This is a genomic window from Mesorhizobium sp. C268A (assembly GCF_040324475.1).
In the GTDB taxonomy this organism is placed as follows: domain Bacteria; phylum Pseudomonadota; class Alphaproteobacteria; order Rhizobiales; family Rhizobiaceae; genus Mesorhizobium.
In genome coordinates this window covers 4,649,105-4,664,356 of the sequence record NZ_JAMYVX010000001.1, presented here as the reverse complement: position 1 = coordinate 4,664,356, position 15,252 = coordinate 4,649,105, and the positions used below count along the sequence as shown (strand labels likewise).

Sequence of the window (15,252 nt, the reverse complement as noted above, 5' to 3'; positions counted from 1 at the left end):
CTCAACCAGACAGGGACTTTCCTGATGTTCTTTGCATCCGACAACTGGGCGGGCGTCCATTCCAACATTGCCGCCGGGCTGTCAGCCAACGCCGGCGGCTTTTCGACCGCCTATGGCGATGGCGATCTCGACCGCGCCGTCTACCAGCGTTTCAGCGAGATCTTCGAACGCGAGGTCGCGGTGTTCTTCGTCGCTACCGGCACGGCGGCCAACTCGCTGTCCCTGGCCGCTTACAACAAGCCCGGCGGCATTTCCTTTGCGCACCGCGAATCGCACATCATCGAGGACGAATGCGGCGCGCCGGAATATTTCAGCGGCGGCTCGCGTCTCCATGCTGTCGACGGCGCCCTGGGCAAGATCGACCCGCACAATCTTGAACGGGCCGTCGCCCGTTTCGCACCCGAAATCGTCCATTGGGGACGCCCGACGGCCGTCTCGATCACCCAATCGACCGAAGTCGGCACAGTGTACGGGCTCGACGACGTTTCCACCATTTCGGAGATCGCCAAACGCTTTTACCTGCCGCTGCATATGGACGGCGCCCGTTTTGCCAACGCATTGGTCGCGCTTGAGACGACGCCGGCCGAAATGACCTGGAAGCGCGGCGTCGATATCGTCTCGTTCGGCGGCACCAAGAACGGCTGCTGGTGCGCCGAAGCGGTGGTGCTGTTCGATCTAGACCGCGCCAAGGAGCTGTCCTTCCTGCGCAAGCGCGCCGCACAGCTGTTCTCCAAGTCGCGCTTCATCGCAGCGCAGTTCGACGCCTACTTCACGGACGGCCGGTGGCTGGACATGGCCCGTCATGCCAATGCCATGGCCGCGCGCCTGGCGGCTGCGATCGAGGATTCGGCAACGGCTAAGCTCGCCTGGTTGCCGCAGGCCAACGAGGTGTTCGCGGTGATGAAAAAGGCGGAAGCCGAAAGGCTGCAATCCCTCGGCGCCGCCTTTTACGACTGGCACAGGCCGCACGGCTTCGACGGCCATGTCGGCGACGACGAGTTGCTCTATCGCTTCGTCACGAGCTTTGCCACGACTTCAGATGAGGTCGATCGCTTCGGGCAGATGATCGCCTGAACCCGCGAGACCGCGCCAATGACAAAGCCACCTCTCGGCTCAACCATGCGGCTGGTTCGCCCGGCGCCAAACGTGCTCGGCTTCTATGATGGCCGCGTTGACGGCGTTCGCGCCTGGTCGGACGAGCCGAACTGGCTGGACGACGGCGCCTATGCCCTCGGCATCTGCACCTATGCGATCGTCGATGGCTCGCAGGCGCTTGTCTACGACACGCATATTTCGCTGCCTCACGCGCGCTTCATCAGGCAGACGCTCGAAGACATGGGCGCAACATCGATCCGAGTCGTGCTCAGCCACTGGCATGACGATCATATTGCCGGCAATGAGGTGTTTCAGGATTGCGAGATTATCGCCAACACGCTCACCGCCTCGGCGCTCGCGAACAACCGGGCGGAGATCGAAAGCAGTGTTCCACCGATCAAGCCTCTCGTGCTGCCGAACAGGACCTTCGAAGGCGGTCTTGACCTCACCGTTGGATCGATCGCCGTCGAGCTGCGTCAGGTCGAAATCCACAGCCATGACGGCACGGTGCTGTTCATGCCTGGGAACGGCCTGCTGCTGGCGGGCGACACGCTCGAGGATCCAATCACCTATGTCAGCGAGGCGGATCGGCTGGCGCAACATCTGGTCGATCTCGAACGCATGAGCGGGTGGCCGATAGACCGCATCTTGCCCAATCACGGCTCGCTCGAAGCGATTGAGCGAGGCGGCTACGACAAAGGCCTCATCGCCGCCACGCAAGCCTACGTTCAAAAACTGCTTCGCTGCCGGCATGAGCCTGATCTTGCGAAGCAGGATCTGAAAACCTTCGGCGCCGACATGTTCGCCACGGGCGCGGTCGAGTACTTCGCGCTGTACGAGCCCGTCCACCGGCAAAACGTCGAGGCCGTTCTCGCAACCGGCACCGGTCGCTAAGCAAGGAAAGGCCGCGCCAAAAGCTCGAGGCCAAGCAAGATCAGGAAAATAAGAAACCAGCGCCGGAAGGTCGCCGGGCTGATCCGCTGCCGGAGCAACTGTCCGAGCCACATGCCGAGCAAGGCCGGCGCAACCGCCAGCGACGACATGGCGACATGCCCGACCTGGAACGCGCCGTGGGAGGCAAGGCCGACAGCGAGCGCGATCGTCGACACGGTGAAGGACAGGCCGAGCGCCTGGATCAGATCGTCACGGCTCAAGCCCAGCGCCTGAATGTAAGGTACAGCGGGCACGACGAACACGCCGGTGCCGCCGGTGACGAGGCCGGTAAGGAAACCGACGATGGGCGACGACCATCGCTCGGCTGACGCGGGAACCGTCAACTGCCGCGCCAGCAGCGTATAGACGGCATAGACGATCAGCGCCGCCCCGAGGCCGGCCGTCGTCCATTTGACATTGTCGCTGGCCAGCAGCCATGAGCCGGCCAGCGTGCCGGCGACGATGCCGACCATCATCAGCCACAGCCGCCTGAGGATCCAGCCGAAGCTCGGGCCGGCAAACAGCTGCCAGATGTTGGTGACGAAGGACGGCACGATCAGCAGCGAAGCCGCGGCGACCGGCGGCATGATTGTGCCCAGCAGCCCCATCGCCAACGTCGGCAGTCCCATACCGGTAAAGCCCTTGACGATGCCGGCCAGCAGGAAGGTCACCGCAATGGTTGCCGTTAGGGCCAGGGAAAAATCAGCCGAGAGATCAGACATTGCCCTTCATGGGAAGGCGGCGCCCGCCGCAAAAGAGCCAGAACTCTTCGGTTGGGGTGACAGAGGCTGCGGCGAAAAAAGCGGCGCCTCGCGGCGCCGCTTTCGTCTCGGGAGGAGACGCTTTTAACCTTGGGCGTTGTGACGCCGCCGTCTTGATCACGCGGCGTTCTTGGCCTCGATCTGCTTGGCGTTGGCCGAAGAGGCGGTAATCGCGATCTTGCGCGGCTTCAGCTCCTCGGGGATGTTGCGCTTAAGGTCGACGAAAAGCAGGCCGTTCTTCAGCGTGGCGCCGACGACCTCGACATGGTCGGCAAGCTGGAAGCGGCGCTCGAACGAACGCGAAGCAATGCCGCGGTAGAGCAACTCGGAGCCTTCGCCATTGCCTTCTTCCTTGCGCTCACCCTTGACGGTCAGCACGTTGCGGTGGGCTTCGATCGAAATCTCTTCGTCCGAGAAGCCGGCAACCGCCATCGAGATGCGATAGGCGTCCTCGCCGGTGCGCTCGATGTTGTAGGGCGGATAGGTCTGCGCGCCATCAGGCTGGGCCAGCGAGTCGAGCATGGTGAACAGTCGGTCGAAGCCGACGGTCGAGCGATAGAGCGGGGAAAAATCAACGTGACGCATGAGGTGTTCTCCTGTTGAGCAACATGTTTGCGTGTGGCCGGTGCGAAACCCTGGAAAGGCGTTTCGGGTGGACCAGCAGCCCCGACATCGGCGGCTGCATCCGACATTTGGGGAGCGCAAAAGTGCATTTCAAGGATTTTTGAAGAGCACCAATCGAGGCGTCGATGAACGGCAGATGAACCGCCGCTTCGGCGCCCGTTCAGCCGGCCGGCGCTAGAGTGCCCCCAGGATAAAGAACCAGGCGGCGCCGGATGAAAGCGCCGCGACGAGGCCGACCGGGTGTAACGTCCCTTCCTCCCGGATCGACAGAGGCCGGAAGCACGCCGCCGCAGGCTGCTTCCGGCCTTGCTTGTTGTTAGTCCGCCCCCTTGGCGTCCTCCCTTTGCTTTTCATCCATTGGCGTCTATCACCATGCCGACGCCCTGCCGGGTGAGACACCACGAAGACGCAAGCGCCTAATGACGGATCTCTTCCATCCCACGCCAGGCAATCCGCCGCCGCAAAATGTCGCCGGCGGCTTTTTCACCACGCGCGACGGCAAGAAGATCCGCTACGGCCTGTTTGCCGCGGTCACCCGGCCGCTGAAAGGCACCGTCGTGCTGCTGCCCGGCCGCAACGAGTGCATCGAGAAATATTTCGAAACCATCCGCAACCTGACCGACCGCGGCCTCGGCGTCGCCACGCTCGACTGGCGCGGCCAGGGCGATTCCGACCGGCTGATCGCCGACCCGCAACGCGGCTATGTCCGCTCCTTCTACGATTACACCGGCGACCTCGAACAGTTCTTCGAGGACATCGTGCTGCCCGACTGCCGCGGCCCGTATTACATCCTCGCCCATTCGATGGGCGCCGTGATCGCGCTGCTCGCGGCGCCGTCGATGGTCAACCGGGTGCGTCGCATGGTGCTGATTGCGCCTTTCCTGACGGTGCCTGACTCGCCCGTGTCGGCAAAAACGGCGCGCCGCGTCTGCTCGATATTGTGCTTTCTCGGCCTCGGCCGGCTCTACGCCGCCTGGGGTCCGCGTCCCAGGGAAACCCTGCCCTTCGCCCTCAACAAGGTGACATCGGACCCCGGGCGCTATCAGCGCAACACGAAAATCTACGAGCACTATCCGCAACTGGCGCTCGGCGGGCCGACGATCCGCTGGCTGCAGGCGGCAATCAAGGCAGGCGAAGCCATCAGTGAGCCCGACTTCATGGCCAGGATCCAGGTGCCGCTGCTGATGATCGCCGCCGGCGCCGATCAGGTCGTCTCGACCAAGGCCGTGGAAGCCTATGCCAGGCGTCTGCGCCTCGGCTCGCTGCTGATGATCGATGGCTCGAAACACGAGATCCTGCAGGAGGCCGATGTCTATCGCGAGCAGTTGCTCGCCGCCTTCGACGCCTTCATACCCGGCAACGACGACCCGACAGCCTGATGCCGCCGGCGCTGCATGTTGCGGCGCCTTGAGCTTGCGCCTGCTGACAGCCTTCTGTCAGGAGCAGCGCCGGCAGCACCCAAAGAGCTAAAGATTCTGACAGCCGGTGCCGCCCCGGAATGCTCATCTCTCCGCATACTGAACGCCAAGGGGATGACGTCATGACCGAGAAAACCTGCGCTGCCTGCGATTGCCAGCTGGACGCCAACCCGATCCGCGTCAAGGTCGGCGGCAAGACCGTCGAGGTCTGCTGCGAGGAATGCGCGATTGCGCTGAACGAAGCCGGCGCCTCAGTGGCCGGCGCATCAGTGGCCGGCAACGGGGAAGCCTGAGCGATGCGCCCCGATCATGCAGCGGCGGCGCAATGCCTCGCACATCAGCCGACAACTCAAACCGCGACGTTCCGGCGGTCCTTGCGGACACAAGGCATCGCGGCGGCCAACTGGATCGGCCGTCAACTGGAAAGGCGCCGAAGCCGCCTTGCCTTGCTCGAAATGACCGACGAACAGCTCAAGGACATCGGTCTGTCGCGCAGCGACGCTCACTGCGAATACATGCGCCGTTTGTGGGACTGAGCCATGGCCGTTACAAAGGGCCCGACAGGTGAAGTCTCCTGACAGGTTTGGACAGGCCAATCGCCTAATGTGCCGGAGCAGCTTTCGGTGCAAGGGTAGAATGCCACGGCCATGTCTCAGCTCACCATGTCGCAGTTCACGGTACAGACACTTCTGGACACCGGCACCGTCATGGTGAGGGATGTCCTCTGCAGCGGCGAATGCCGGCACAAGAGCGAAGAAGAGTGCACCGCTGCCACGCATCTTGTGTTTCCCTATCGCGGCGTCTTCGTGCGCCATGTCGGCCGCAACGATGCGGTCGCCGAAGCCAACCAGTTGTTGTTCTTCAACAACGCCGAAGGCTACCGGATCAGCCATCCCGTCGAGGGTGGCGATTCCTGCCTCGATCTCGTTGTCGAGGAGGCGCAACTGCAGGAGCTGACGCCGAAGGAGCAGTTGCGCTCGGGCAGCGCCGTGGCGTTTCGTCGTCAGCGCCGCCGCATCGACCCGCGGGCTCAGGCGCTGGTGGCGGTGCTGCGCCACAGCCTGAGCCGCAACATTGCCGAAACGCTGGAGGCCGAAACCCTGGCGCTGACGCTGGTGCGGCGCTCCCTCGGCGAGGGCACCTCGCATGCCGCCGGCGCCAGCGCTGGCCGGCAGAAGCTGGTCGATCGCGCCAAGCTCGTCCTGTCCTCGGATCTTTCGCGGCGCTGGACGCTGGCCGAGATCGCCACTGAAGTCGGGGTATCACCGGTTTATCTCACGCAGGTTTTCCAGCAGGTCGAGGCGATGCCGCTCTATCGCTACCATCTGCGCCTGCGGCTGGCGCGCGCGCTCGACCTGCTTGGCTGCTACGACAATCTGACCACGCTCGGCCTGGACCTCGGCTTCTCCAGCCACAGTCATTTCAGCTCAGCGTTCAGGCAGGTCTACGGGCGAACGCCGGCGGAATTCCAGCGCTCGATCAAGCCGCGCTGATCGGGTCGACTATCAGCCGCGCAAGGCTGCCATTGCAGCCGCGTGAAGCTCCGGCGTTGCGGCGGCCAGGATGTCGCCGCCCTTTTCCGCCGGACCGCCCTCGAATGTGGTGACGACGCCGCCGGCCTTTTCGATGATCGGGATCAGCGCCACGATGTCGTAGGGTTTCAATCCGGGATCGGCGACGATGTCGACGCTGCCGGATGCGATCATGGCAAAGGCGTAGCAATCGGCTCCGTAGCGGGCGAGCTGGATCTGTTTCTCGAACGCGTCGTAGCGGGTGCGCGCCTCGCCCTTGAAAAGCGCCGGCGTGGTGGTGAACAAGGTCGCCTCGTCAAGCTTCGTCCTCTTGCGGGTCGACAGCTTCCGCAGCCCACCGGGGCCTTCGTAGTGGGAGCCGGAAGCGTTGGCGTAGAACAGCTCGCCGGTGAACGGCTGCGCCATCATGCCGGCGACGGCGTCACCGTCGACCGTCAACCCGACCAGCGTTCCCCACACCGGCAGGCCTGAGATGAAGGCGCGGGTACCATCGATCGGATCGATCACCCAGACATGCCTTGAGGAGATGTTTTCGCTGCCATGTTCTTCGCCAAGGATACCGTGATCGGGATACTCAGCCGAGATCAGCGCCCGAATGGCGCGCTCGGCCTCGCGGTCGGCCTCGGTGACCGGGTCGAAACTGCCTTTTTCCTTGTTGGCCACGGCGCCCTGTGCGCGGAAACGCGGCAAGGTTTCAGCCGCCGCCGCTTGCGCGATCCGGCGCATGAAATCGATGCTGATGTCCACGTGATTCTCCCGCATTACAGAGTTCCAACCCGGTCTGCCGGCACTTTCCCGCCAAAACAAGCCGGTTTATCGATTTATCAGAGACATCAGCGTTGCCGAAATGTCACACATCGGGACCATCGAAACGCATTTTCACATCAGAGTGAATTAAAAAAGCGTGGGATCGATTGACATTTGTGCATCGCACAATAAATTTGTTCTCGGACAGGTTTTCCTGTCCATGCCCTCCTTGGGCGTTTCCTCCCTAGACTTCGACCGTGTCGTGCAAACGATGCGGTCTTTTTTTACGCTGCGGGATGGCCAGCGCGGGATTGCATGAACAGCCGCCGCTCCGGCGTCATTCGGCGGCCAGTGGCAGGTTGACGAAGTGGTGGTCGGGCATCGCCATCAGGTCGGCCGAAAAGCGCGCCATATCGTCGGCCAGCGCATCGAAGCCGGCCGATTTCTGGAACGTCCGCTCATTCATGTAGAGGCCGCGATTGACCTCGATCTGCAGCGCATGCAGGTGGCGCGCCGGCCGGCCGTAATGCTCGGTGATGAAACCGCCTGCATAGGGTTTGTTGTGGGCGACGGTGTAGCCCATGCCGATGAGCAGGCCGATCGCCGTTTCGGTCAGGGCCGCCGTGGCCGAGATGCCGAAACGGTCGCCGACGATGAAATCCGGCCGCAGGCCGCTGTCGCCCACCCTGATGCTCGCCGGCATCGAATGGCAGTCGATCAGCACGGCATAGCCGAACCTGGCATGGGTTCTGGTCAAAAGCCGCTTCAGCGTCTCGTGATAGGGTTTGTAGACCGCCTCTATGCGCTGGACGGCCTCCGCCAGCGGCAGACGGCCGGAATAGATGTCGAGCCCCTCACCCACCAGCTTGGGCACGGTGCCGAGCCCGCCGGCAACGCGCGCCGAGCGGATGTTGCAGAAGGACGGCACCGGCTCGGCGAACATGCGCGGGTCGAGTTCCCAGGGCTCGCGGTTGACGTCGAGGTAGGCGCGCGGAAAATTCGCCGCCAGTATCGGCGCGCCCAGCGCCACCGCGCCGCCGAACAGCTCGTCGACATAGCAGTCCTCGGAGCGGCGGATGGCGTTCCGGTCGAGCCGCGCCATGGCCAGGAAGCGGTCTGGATAATAGCGGCCGCTATGCGGTGAGTTGAAGACGAAGGGAACGCGCTGCTCGGCGCCCGATCGGATTTCGAAGGGTGGAACGACCGAAAAATCTTCGGCTGCCGTCGTCAATTTGAACGAACCCGGAAACAGCAATGCATCATGATGGGAAACTGCCACCTCATCGGCCGCATGTCCAGCATTTCGGCATGTCAGGAACCCCGTCAAATCAGGATTAATGCAGCCAACGTTCACTTGATGTTTACCGTCAGCTCCTCATATACAGGATGGTTAACGGGCTTGCCGGACGGCAGGCTCGGCTGGGGTGATTCGGACGGGACAAGATGGCACGCATTCTGCTGGCGGAAGACGACGACGACATGCGCCGGTTCCTGGTCAAGGCACTGGAGCGGGCCGGCTATCACGTCAGCGATTTCGACAATGGCGCCAGCGCCTACGAGCGGCTGCGCGAAGAACCTTTCTCCCTGCTGCTGACCGATATCGTCATGCCGGAGATGGACGGCATCGAACTCGCCCGCCGCGCCACCGAGATCGATCCCGACCTCAAGGTGATGTTCATCACCGGTTTCGCGGCCGTCGCGCTCAACCCCGATTCCAAGGCGCCGAAAGACGCCAAGGTGCTGTCCAAGCCCTTCCACCTGCGCGATCTCGTCAACGAGGTCGAAAAAATGCTGCAGGCCGCCTGAAGCGCGCGCACTGTGTGATCTCGCCGGTTCTTCGGCGGCGCGACAAAACGAGCCTTTCTTTCCCCGTCCTGCTATTGACGCGCTGGACCAAAAATGGTGTATGCGCGGCTTCGGATGGGCGTGTAGCTCAGCGGGAGAGCACTGCATTGACATTGCAGGGGTCACAGGTTCAATCCCTGTCACGCCCACCATCCTTTCAATAACTTAGCTGCGACCCGGCTTCGTTTGGCACAGAAACGGCACAGAAACTCCTCATTTCACGGCCTGTTGAGCGCCTAGACACTCAAGTTGGTTGGCGTCGCGAAAATTGGTGATCGCCACGTCTTGACCCTGGGCGTCCGCATATCTCGGAACGCTATAAGCTTGGAGCGTCATCTGGCGTAAATCTCGCACGACATCTGGCGAGAAATGCCTCTCCTGCGAATCAAGCAATTCTTGGATTGCCGCCCCGCTCTGCCGACTTCTCATCACAGCTTCAGCCAGCTTGCCCATCTGCACGCATACCTTGTCGAGCATGCTTTGATCGGCGGCTGCGGGCCGGGCGAGCGACAACGTGAATGCCGTCATAGCTATGAGAAGCGACGACCTTATCTCAAACCTCGGCCGCGTTCTTCTGGAAGTCGACGTGGTGGTGGCCGTAGACCTTGTCCAGAGTTTTGGCCGACATGCCGAGCGCTCCGGCAGCTTCCCAGATATCGATGCCGGCGAACATCATCCAAGTTGCGCGCGTATGGCGCAGAACGTGCGGTGTGATCGGAGGCTGACCGGTGACGGCGGGATCAAGCCAGGCGTTGTCGATCGCCATTTCCCAAGCCGTGCGCACTGACGCGACGCCCCGGCCCATGTAACTGATGACATGCAGATAGGTCGAAACCGGCTCGCCAGCCTCCTGTGAGGCAGCGTCCCTTGCCGCGTCGTCTATCCTTTTCCACCGTCCTAGATGAGCACTGATGCGCCGTCCGAGCCGCACCGGCGGCTGACGCTTGTTGGTCTCTGCCACGCCCTCGCCCCGGCGATGCATCACGCCGCGCTGCGCGTCAATCCAGCCGCCGGCCGTGTTCGGCATCCATTGGACATTGCAGATCGCCGCGCGCCGGGATCCTGTGTAGAGCCCGAGCAAAATGAAGCGGGCGAGATGGCGATTGATGGCAAAGCGATTCCGGCGCCAGCGGAAGTGTTCGCGCCTGGTCGAAACGTCACACCACATTTCGCGGTAGAAACCGAGTGCGCCGGCCAGATGCATCGCAGCCTCGGTGCGCGTTAGCCACCGGTCGCGCGGCGGTGAGATGTCTGGCATGGTCACTTCCGGCACTGACGCCAGCGGGCCGTGTTCCTTGTGCCAATGGTTGATTGCCTTCGACAGTGCAGCGAGCTCTCTCCTGATCGTGCCAGCCTGGACGGTCGCGCCTCGCGCTTTGGCATAGGCTCGACACGTCTCGCCGCGCACGTCGGCCAGTGTCCTCGATCCCCAAAACGGCAGTAAGGCCGCGATGGCGTAGCCGCTGCGCTCGGCTGATTTCTTGTGCGGCGCATACTCGCGCCCGTAGGCGGTCAGGACTTCGGCGACCGAGAGGCGAGCGAGATCACTTTCGCGGGAGACTGGTTTGAATTTTTCCGCGATGTACTCGCCGAGCCGTTTTTCAGCTCCTGGGCGATCTGCTTCGCTGCAGCCTGTGCGCTCGAAGACCATGCCGACATCTCGGATGACCCATTCTTTTCGTTTCGGGTCGAGGTAGAGCCGGGCGCCTTTGGCTGGTCTTGGCATTTCGTCATCATCTCCCTCATCGCCTGGGGGGTCACGAAGTCAGCCCGCCCTACCCTCATGATCGATAGCCTGCCACGCCTGGACTCAGCCCGCAACGTGGCCGGTGTGATCCGGCCGCGGAAGAAGACCTGACATGCCTCCTTTAAGGTAAGCGGCGCGTCGTCGCCTTCGGTCGCGACATTCACTGCAACGATCCTCCTCGCTTGCGAGCACGCGCTTCTTGAAGGACGCGCTGGTGGCAAAGGTCAGCCTCGGTTCTCAGCATGTCAGCCATGTCACGCGCGATCCACGATAGGGCGATGGAGCGATCAAGCAACTTATTCGGCCCATCGAACCGGGGGGTGTCGAGCAAAGTCTCGACGATGATGTCCATGACTTCCGACAGGTGCGCAATGTCGCTCTGCAGATCGTCCAGATTGTCAGTCGGGACCTTCATTTGGCACCGCCTTTCCACTCGACGTCAGCCATAATCCTCGCTAGTTCCCGTATCGTGGTCGAGGGGCTTTCGCTTTGGTCGACCCACATGCGAGCCAAGAGCGCAAACTTAATGTCCCGATCGTTCGTGCTGACCACCGGCAGCTTTGAAGCGATGTCACGGATCGTCTCTTGCTCAAAACCGATGTTTGTCCTGAAATCATCCAGGATTTCGCCCGCCACGTTCCCAAAGCGTGGTTGCTCCTGCAGGCCGGACAGGACATTTGAGGCGGTCTGCAATGCGTCATCGAGCGCGATCAGCTGCGCCAGCGTCAGCTTCTCGGTCTTGAAGCCAAGGGGATGAGCGGGGCGGGTCATACCGCACCGCCTTCCAGGTTGCCCTTCGTCTTGACCACGGCGACCATCGTGGCCATTGCGTAGCGGTTGACCTCGCCCAAGAAACCGAGTTCGACGCCGGTCAGGTGATTGCGGGACGGCATGCGCAATTCCTGCCGGAGGCGCACCATGTCGTTGACGATGCAGCCGAGAAGCGTAGCGGCTCCATTGGTTGGATGGCGGCCGATGAAGTCGAGATATTCGCGGGCCAATTCGTGGCCCTTGTCGCAGTCCTTGCCGAAATGGCCGCTGGACTCGACGTTCCAGTAGGATATTCCGCTGCCGGCCGGCATCTTGCGATGCATGAAAGACAGGGTGTCGGCCTCGTGCGGCACCTTGGCCGACGCGCCACGGGTTTGAACTTTCACGTCTACCGTGCTATTTGCTGTCTTAGTCATCTTCGCTTTCCTGAGCTTGGGTGATCGGGGAGCCGCCTTGCCGGGCGGTTTCATTTCGGAACGGCGATCAGTTTGAGCTTGCCGGCTCGCTGGTTGCCGTTTTCGTTTCGGGCATAAAAGCCCGGTCGATGTAGTGAAGAATTTCTGCGTTCATCGTCCGTCGATTGGCCTCTGCGTTGGTGCGGATTTGATCTCGCATTCCATAGGGTAGGCGGATCACAAATTTCTCTTCCTGCTGCACGCTCACACCTCCTTAGCTATGGCTAATAGCCACAAAATTAACCATGGCTAAAAGCCAGCCTTGCGTCAAGCGCTATCTGATGGCTAATAGCCTCATGTCGAAAAAACCTGTGCAAGAACCGATCCAGCCGCAAGACAAGTACGTCCTCCGACTGCCTGACGGGATGCGCCACCGGATAAAGAAATCGGCGGAAGCGAACAAGCGGTCGATGAATGCTGAGATCGTGCAGGCTCTTGAACAGTTGTTCCCGCCGGAGCCTGATATCTTCGATGTGATCGACAAGGTGCATCATGCGATTGCAAGCGCGCAAACCGCCAACAGTTTCCCATACAGAAGCCAGCTTCTTGACGCGCTCGACAAGCTGTCCGACCGGCTGACTTCGGGAATTGAGTTCGACCAATACTCCCCGAAAACTCTTCCTCCCGGCGCCGAACGGCTCGACGGCTTTATGGACCGACTTCACAGATGGCGAAGGGTCAGCGCAACCGGCGTGGAAACCTCGGATCTGCAGCGCGAATTGGGCCGTGGGTTGCTTGACAAATTCAGTCGCGACGCGGTGCGCTCGGCCCTCGATCGTTTCAAGGAAGGCCGCGCCGAACACGCCTTCAAGATACTGCGATTGGCCGATGTGCGGTTTGCTGAGCCCGAAGAGGCCGTAAAGCTCATTGTCGGCCGACTTCGCGATTTCTACTCCGAAAATTGGGGCGATCCTGACGAGAAATACGAGCCATGGGCGGATCGCGACGATGATTGAGACTGCGCTCACGCGGCGCAGTCCTTCAACAGAAACGACATCACCGTGTGGGCGGCGCGCTCGCCGGGATAGTCGCTGTCGGCCCCTTCATACCCGCCGGGCTTCAGCGATAAATACATCCAGCCCCACACCATTGCGTGAACCTTGACCCCTTCCAGCGTCGCCGGCACGATCTGGCCAATGATCTCCGCCTGCTCTTTGCAGGCATCGTGCGCCGCCTGGATGGCTGGGTCTTTGTCGAAGTCTTCGCCGGACGCCACGAAGGCCGCGCGCTCGGTTGCCCAAGCTGCGCGGAATTTAACGCCAAGAGCAATTAGATCAGCGTCCATCACAACGCACCGGCCGAAGGTGCGAACGACCGTAAAAGGCGGCGGGTAAGATCACCGTCGCCGTCGCTGTATTCAGCGAGGTAGTCAATCAGGCTCGACCGGTTCCCGATCGCGCCGTTGAGCATGTACTCGACCTTGGCCGCGACATCGGCGGGCGAGGAGCAAGGCGCGTCGACCATCGACTTGAAGGCCTCCGCCTCGGCCGCCTCTGTGTCGAGCACTGCGACAGCATCCAAGCAGTTGCCATCCGCGTCGAACATGGCTTCGTCAGCCATGACTGCAGCCTTGTGAGTGATGATCGCGGCGGTGACGCCAAGCACAGTCCATGTTTCGGGAAGAAGGGCGTTCATTATGAGCTCCATCAGTTGACGAAGCCAGATTAGGGGGTAATTTCCCCTTAAGTCAATAGGCTATTTCCCCTTATGCGCTCTTGAGACGCAAATTGCCTTGGATGCCACCCTGCTTGGCTACGCGGTGCAGCGACTTTGGCGGGAACACGGTGAAGATTTCTCCTACCCATGCCAAGTGGACGTTCTCTATCGGTTGCGCGTTCCATGACATGAGGTTGACGCGGTCTTTCTGGTTGCCGCGGAAAATCGTCTTGATGAACCGGCGGCCGTCACTCGTTCGAACGGCAGCTTCCTCGCCATAGAAGCTTTCCAGCGATCTCCGCTGCTCGCGAAATACGATTAGAACAGCTCCGTCTCGAAACTGCGGCAGCATTGAATTCCCGCGCACCTCAAACGCGATCATGTCGCCAGGCAAAGCAAAGGGAACAGGAATCTGGTCTAGCCCTTCGTCTGGAACCTGTTCAAAGTCCGGCTCTACCTCAGCGCCGGCGCCTATATAGCCCATAAGGGGCACCTGGCGAGCGCCACCGTCAGAACCCGCGCTGTCCTCCCCCATGATGTCGGCGACTGTCGTTCCAAGGATCGCGACGAGGCGCGAGAACTTGTCGAGACTCGGCCGACGTTTTCTCTGGAGCATGTCGCGAACGAACGATTCATTGAGACCGGCAGCCAAGGAGAGCGACTTCATTGTGTGGCCTTGGACGGCCATCCGTTCCCGAAATCTTGCTTCCCACTCGTTATCCACGGTTTTTTCCCCTTGAATTCAAAAGTATGCGGGGTTGTAGCCTATTGCCCCTTGACCGTCACTAAGGTTCTAGCCTATTGGTTAATGGGAAATTTCCCCTTGAGGCTAAATATGGACACCAGGACGGAACTGATTTCGGAAATCGCTGCTTTCCAGTCGAAAGTGAAAGTGAGGGATTCGAATATAGGGCTGATCGCTCTGAACGATCCCAAGTTCGTTACGCGCTTGCGTGAGGGCCGACGTTGCTGGCCGGAGACGGCCAAGAAGGTCCGCGACTTCATGTCCGCGGCTTACACGCACATTACGACGGCCGACGGTACGGTGATCATCCGCGACATTGCATCGGGCGCCACGGCGTCCGGACCGTCGCTGGCAGAAGCTTACGCTGAACTGCGCCGCCTGCTCGCGGTGAGAGAACCAGCATGATGACCCGCAAGAACGCGAAGGCCGCCGTCGCAGCTGACCGGCCATTGACGGAGCGAGAAGCGGTGGCGCTTAAGGGGCGCATCCGCAAAGCAGTCGATAGTGCTTGGGCGCTGCTCCTGGAGGCTCAAGAGCGAGAGGCATGGAAAGCCCTGAAATACGCAAGCTGGGAAGCTTACGTCAGGGCCGAATTCAGTCTAAGCCGCAGCCGATCCTATCAGCTTCTCGATCAGGGACGCGTCATAGCCGCGATCGCAGAGGCCACCGGTGAAGATGTCCAACGCGTTGGACAGATCAGTGCTCGTGACGCCGCTGCGATCAAGGGCGATTTGCCGGCTGTGAAGGCCGACATAGTCGCACGCGTCGATAAGGGCGCCGAGCCTGCAAAGGCCGCCACCGATGTCATAGCGGAGAAACGCGCCGCGAAGGAAAAGGCGAGAGCCGAACACGACCGCCAGCGCGACAAATCCCGCGCCGCGCTCCCCGACGCGGTCAAGCAGCATGTTACCGCTCGCGATGAC

At 61.5% G+C, this 15,252-nt stretch carries 23 protein-coding genes and 1 tRNA gene; 10 read left to right on the top strand and 14 right to left on the bottom strand.

The genetic code is table 11. The annotated features are described in order from the left end of the window. The first annotated feature begins 24 nt into the window (after positions 1–24). The gene (locus tag NKL06_RS22810; RefSeq protein WP_023691766.1) at positions 25–1,074 is read left to right on the top strand and encodes a threonine aldolase family protein; all 1,050 of its coding nucleotides are present in this window, start codon (positions 25–27) and stop codon (positions 1,072–1,074) included. An 18-nt stretch (positions 1,075–1,092) separates the two neighbouring features. After that, positions 1,093–1,989 (top strand): MBL fold metallo-hydrolase, encoded by an 897-nt coding sequence (locus tag NKL06_RS22805; protein WP_023691767.1) that lies wholly within the window; start codon positions 1,093–1,095, stop codon positions 1,987–1,989. Here the strand turns inward: NKL06_RS22805 and NKL06_RS22800 are convergent. Beyond that, a complete protein-coding gene (locus NKL06_RS22800; RefSeq protein ID WP_023691768.1) occupies positions 1,986–2,750 on the bottom strand; it encodes a sulfite exporter TauE/SafE family protein in 765 nt (254 codons plus the stop codon). The genes NKL06_RS22805 and NKL06_RS22800 overlap by 4 nt on opposite strands. A gap of 156 nt (positions 2,751–2,906) precedes the next feature. Next, positions 2,907–3,374, bottom strand: coding sequence for an Hsp20 family protein (locus NKL06_RS22795; RefSeq protein WP_023671202.1), 468 nt, complete (start codon positions 3,372–3,374; stop codon positions 2,907–2,909). Between the two features lie 458 nt (positions 3,375–3,832). Between NKL06_RS22795 and NKL06_RS22790 the strand changes: the two genes are divergently transcribed. From NKL06_RS22790 to NKL06_RS22775, 4 genes are all read left to right on the top strand, one after another. Next, positions 3,833–4,792: an alpha/beta fold hydrolase gene (locus tag NKL06_RS22790; protein ID WP_023691769.1), complete on the top strand. Its 960-nt coding sequence runs from the start codon at positions 3,833–3,835 to the stop codon at positions 4,790–4,792. Between the two features lie 161 nt (positions 4,793–4,953). After that, the gene (locus NKL06_RS22785; protein ID WP_023683236.1) at positions 4,954–5,124 is read left to right on the top strand and encodes a hypothetical protein; all 171 of its coding nucleotides are present in this window, start codon (positions 4,954–4,956) and stop codon (positions 5,122–5,124) included. Between the two features lie 3 nt (positions 5,125–5,127). Then, positions 5,128–5,367 carry a DUF1127 domain-containing protein gene (locus NKL06_RS22780; protein WP_023686421.1) on the top strand — a complete coding sequence of 80 codons (240 nt, stop codon included), beginning with the start codon at positions 5,128–5,130 and terminating at the stop codon, positions 5,365–5,367. Between the two features lie 126 nt (positions 5,368–5,493). Next, positions 5,494–6,324, top strand: a complete 831-nt coding sequence (locus NKL06_RS22775; RefSeq protein ID WP_023691770.1) for a helix-turn-helix transcriptional regulator — start codon at positions 5,494–5,496, stop codon at positions 6,322–6,324. A 12-nt stretch (positions 6,325–6,336) separates the two neighbouring features. Here the strand turns inward: NKL06_RS22775 and hisN are convergent, their stop codons facing one another. Together hisN and NKL06_RS22765 are read right to left on the bottom strand one after the other, a co-directional pair. Then, positions 6,337–7,110, bottom strand: coding sequence for a histidinol-phosphatase (hisN, locus tag NKL06_RS22770; protein WP_023691771.1), 774 nt, complete (start codon positions 7,108–7,110; stop codon positions 6,337–6,339). 337 nt (positions 7,111–7,447) lie between these two features. Continuing rightward, the gene (locus tag NKL06_RS22765; RefSeq protein ID WP_023691772.1) at positions 7,448–8,389 is read right to left on the bottom strand and encodes an N-formylglutamate amidohydrolase; all 942 of its coding nucleotides are present in this window, start codon (positions 8,387–8,389) and stop codon (positions 7,448–7,450) included. Between the two features lie 164 nt (positions 8,390–8,553). On the opposite strand from NKL06_RS22765, the gene cpdR reads away from it, so the two are divergent. Together cpdR and NKL06_RS22755 are read left to right on the top strand one after the other, a co-directional pair. Next, entirely contained in the window at positions 8,554–8,916 is a 363-nt protein-coding gene (gene cpdR, locus NKL06_RS22760; RefSeq protein ID WP_023671195.1) for a cell cycle two-component system response regulator CpdR, read from the top strand. Positions 8,917–9,032: 116 nt separating this feature from the next. Then, positions 9,033–9,107, top strand: a tRNA-Val gene (locus NKL06_RS22755). Between the two features lie 61 nt (positions 9,108–9,168). Here the strand turns inward: NKL06_RS22755 and NKL06_RS22750 are convergent. The 6 genes from NKL06_RS22750 to NKL06_RS22725 all read right to left on the bottom strand — a co-directional run bounded on the left by NKL06_RS22750 (position 9,169) and on the right by NKL06_RS22725 (position 12,130). Continuing rightward, on the bottom strand, positions 9,169–9,432 hold the full coding sequence (locus NKL06_RS22750; RefSeq protein WP_156939130.1) for a hypothetical protein: 264 nt from the start codon (positions 9,430–9,432) through the stop codon (positions 9,169–9,171). 76 nt (positions 9,433–9,508) lie between these two features. Then, positions 9,509–10,681, bottom strand: coding sequence for a tyrosine-type recombinase/integrase (locus NKL06_RS22745; RefSeq protein ID WP_156939131.1), 1,173 nt, complete (start codon positions 10,679–10,681; stop codon positions 9,509–9,511). A 181-nt stretch (positions 10,682–10,862) separates the two neighbouring features. Continuing rightward, a complete protein-coding gene (locus NKL06_RS22740) occupies positions 10,863–11,117 on the bottom strand; it encodes a hypothetical protein (RefSeq protein ID WP_023691774.1) in 255 nt (84 codons plus the stop codon). Continuing rightward, positions 11,114–11,473 carry a hypothetical protein gene (locus tag NKL06_RS22735; RefSeq protein ID WP_023691775.1) on the bottom strand — a complete coding sequence of 120 codons (360 nt, stop codon included), beginning with the start codon at positions 11,471–11,473 and terminating at the stop codon, positions 11,114–11,116. Before NKL06_RS22735 ends, NKL06_RS22740 begins: the two co-directional genes overlap by 4 nt. After that, positions 11,470–11,889 (bottom strand): hypothetical protein, encoded by a 420-nt coding sequence (locus NKL06_RS22730; RefSeq protein ID WP_156939132.1) that lies wholly within the window; start codon positions 11,887–11,889, stop codon positions 11,470–11,472. Before NKL06_RS22730 ends, NKL06_RS22735 begins: the two co-directional genes overlap by 4 nt. 67 nt (positions 11,890–11,956) lie before the next feature. Next, positions 11,957–12,130, bottom strand: coding sequence for an Arc family DNA-binding protein (locus NKL06_RS22725; RefSeq protein WP_198027039.1), 174 nt, complete (start codon positions 12,128–12,130; stop codon positions 11,957–11,959). A 43-nt stretch (positions 12,131–12,173) separates the two neighbouring features. On the opposite strand from NKL06_RS22725, the gene NKL06_RS22720 reads away from it, so the two are divergent. Further along, positions 12,174–12,884, top strand: a complete 711-nt coding sequence (locus tag NKL06_RS22720) for an Arc family DNA-binding protein (protein WP_245267084.1) — start codon at positions 12,174–12,176, stop codon at positions 12,882–12,884. Between the two features lie 8 nt (positions 12,885–12,892). On the opposite strand, the gene NKL06_RS22715 is transcribed toward NKL06_RS22720, so the two are convergent. The 3 genes from NKL06_RS22715 to NKL06_RS22705 form a co-directional block, all read right to left on the bottom strand. Then, positions 12,893–13,213, bottom strand: coding sequence for a hypothetical protein (locus tag NKL06_RS22715; RefSeq protein ID WP_023691778.1), 321 nt, complete (start codon positions 13,211–13,213; stop codon positions 12,893–12,895). Next, positions 13,213–13,563, bottom strand: coding sequence for a hypothetical protein (locus tag NKL06_RS22710; RefSeq protein ID WP_156939133.1), 351 nt, complete (start codon positions 13,561–13,563; stop codon positions 13,213–13,215). Before NKL06_RS22710 ends, NKL06_RS22715 begins: the two co-directional genes overlap by 1 nt. A 70-nt stretch (positions 13,564–13,633) precedes the next feature. After that, complete coding sequence (locus NKL06_RS22705; RefSeq protein WP_196814875.1) at positions 13,634–14,251, bottom strand: S24 family peptidase; 618 nt, start codon at positions 14,249–14,251, stop codon at positions 13,634–13,636. Positions 14,252–14,419: 168 nt separating this feature from the next. Here NKL06_RS22705 and NKL06_RS22700 point away from each other — a divergent pair, with 168 nt between their 5' ends. Then, positions 14,420–14,734 (top strand): hypothetical protein, encoded by a 315-nt coding sequence (locus NKL06_RS22700; protein ID WP_050587020.1) that lies wholly within the window; start codon positions 14,420–14,422, stop codon positions 14,732–14,734. A 194-nt stretch (positions 14,735–14,928) separates the two neighbouring features. Here the strand turns inward: NKL06_RS22700 and NKL06_RS22695 are convergent, their stop codons facing one another. After that, positions 14,929–15,234 carry a hypothetical protein gene (locus NKL06_RS22695; RefSeq protein WP_210164279.1) on the bottom strand — a complete coding sequence of 102 codons (306 nt, stop codon included), beginning with the start codon at positions 15,232–15,234 and terminating at the stop codon, positions 14,929–14,931. Positions 15,235–15,252 lie beyond the last annotated feature (18 nt).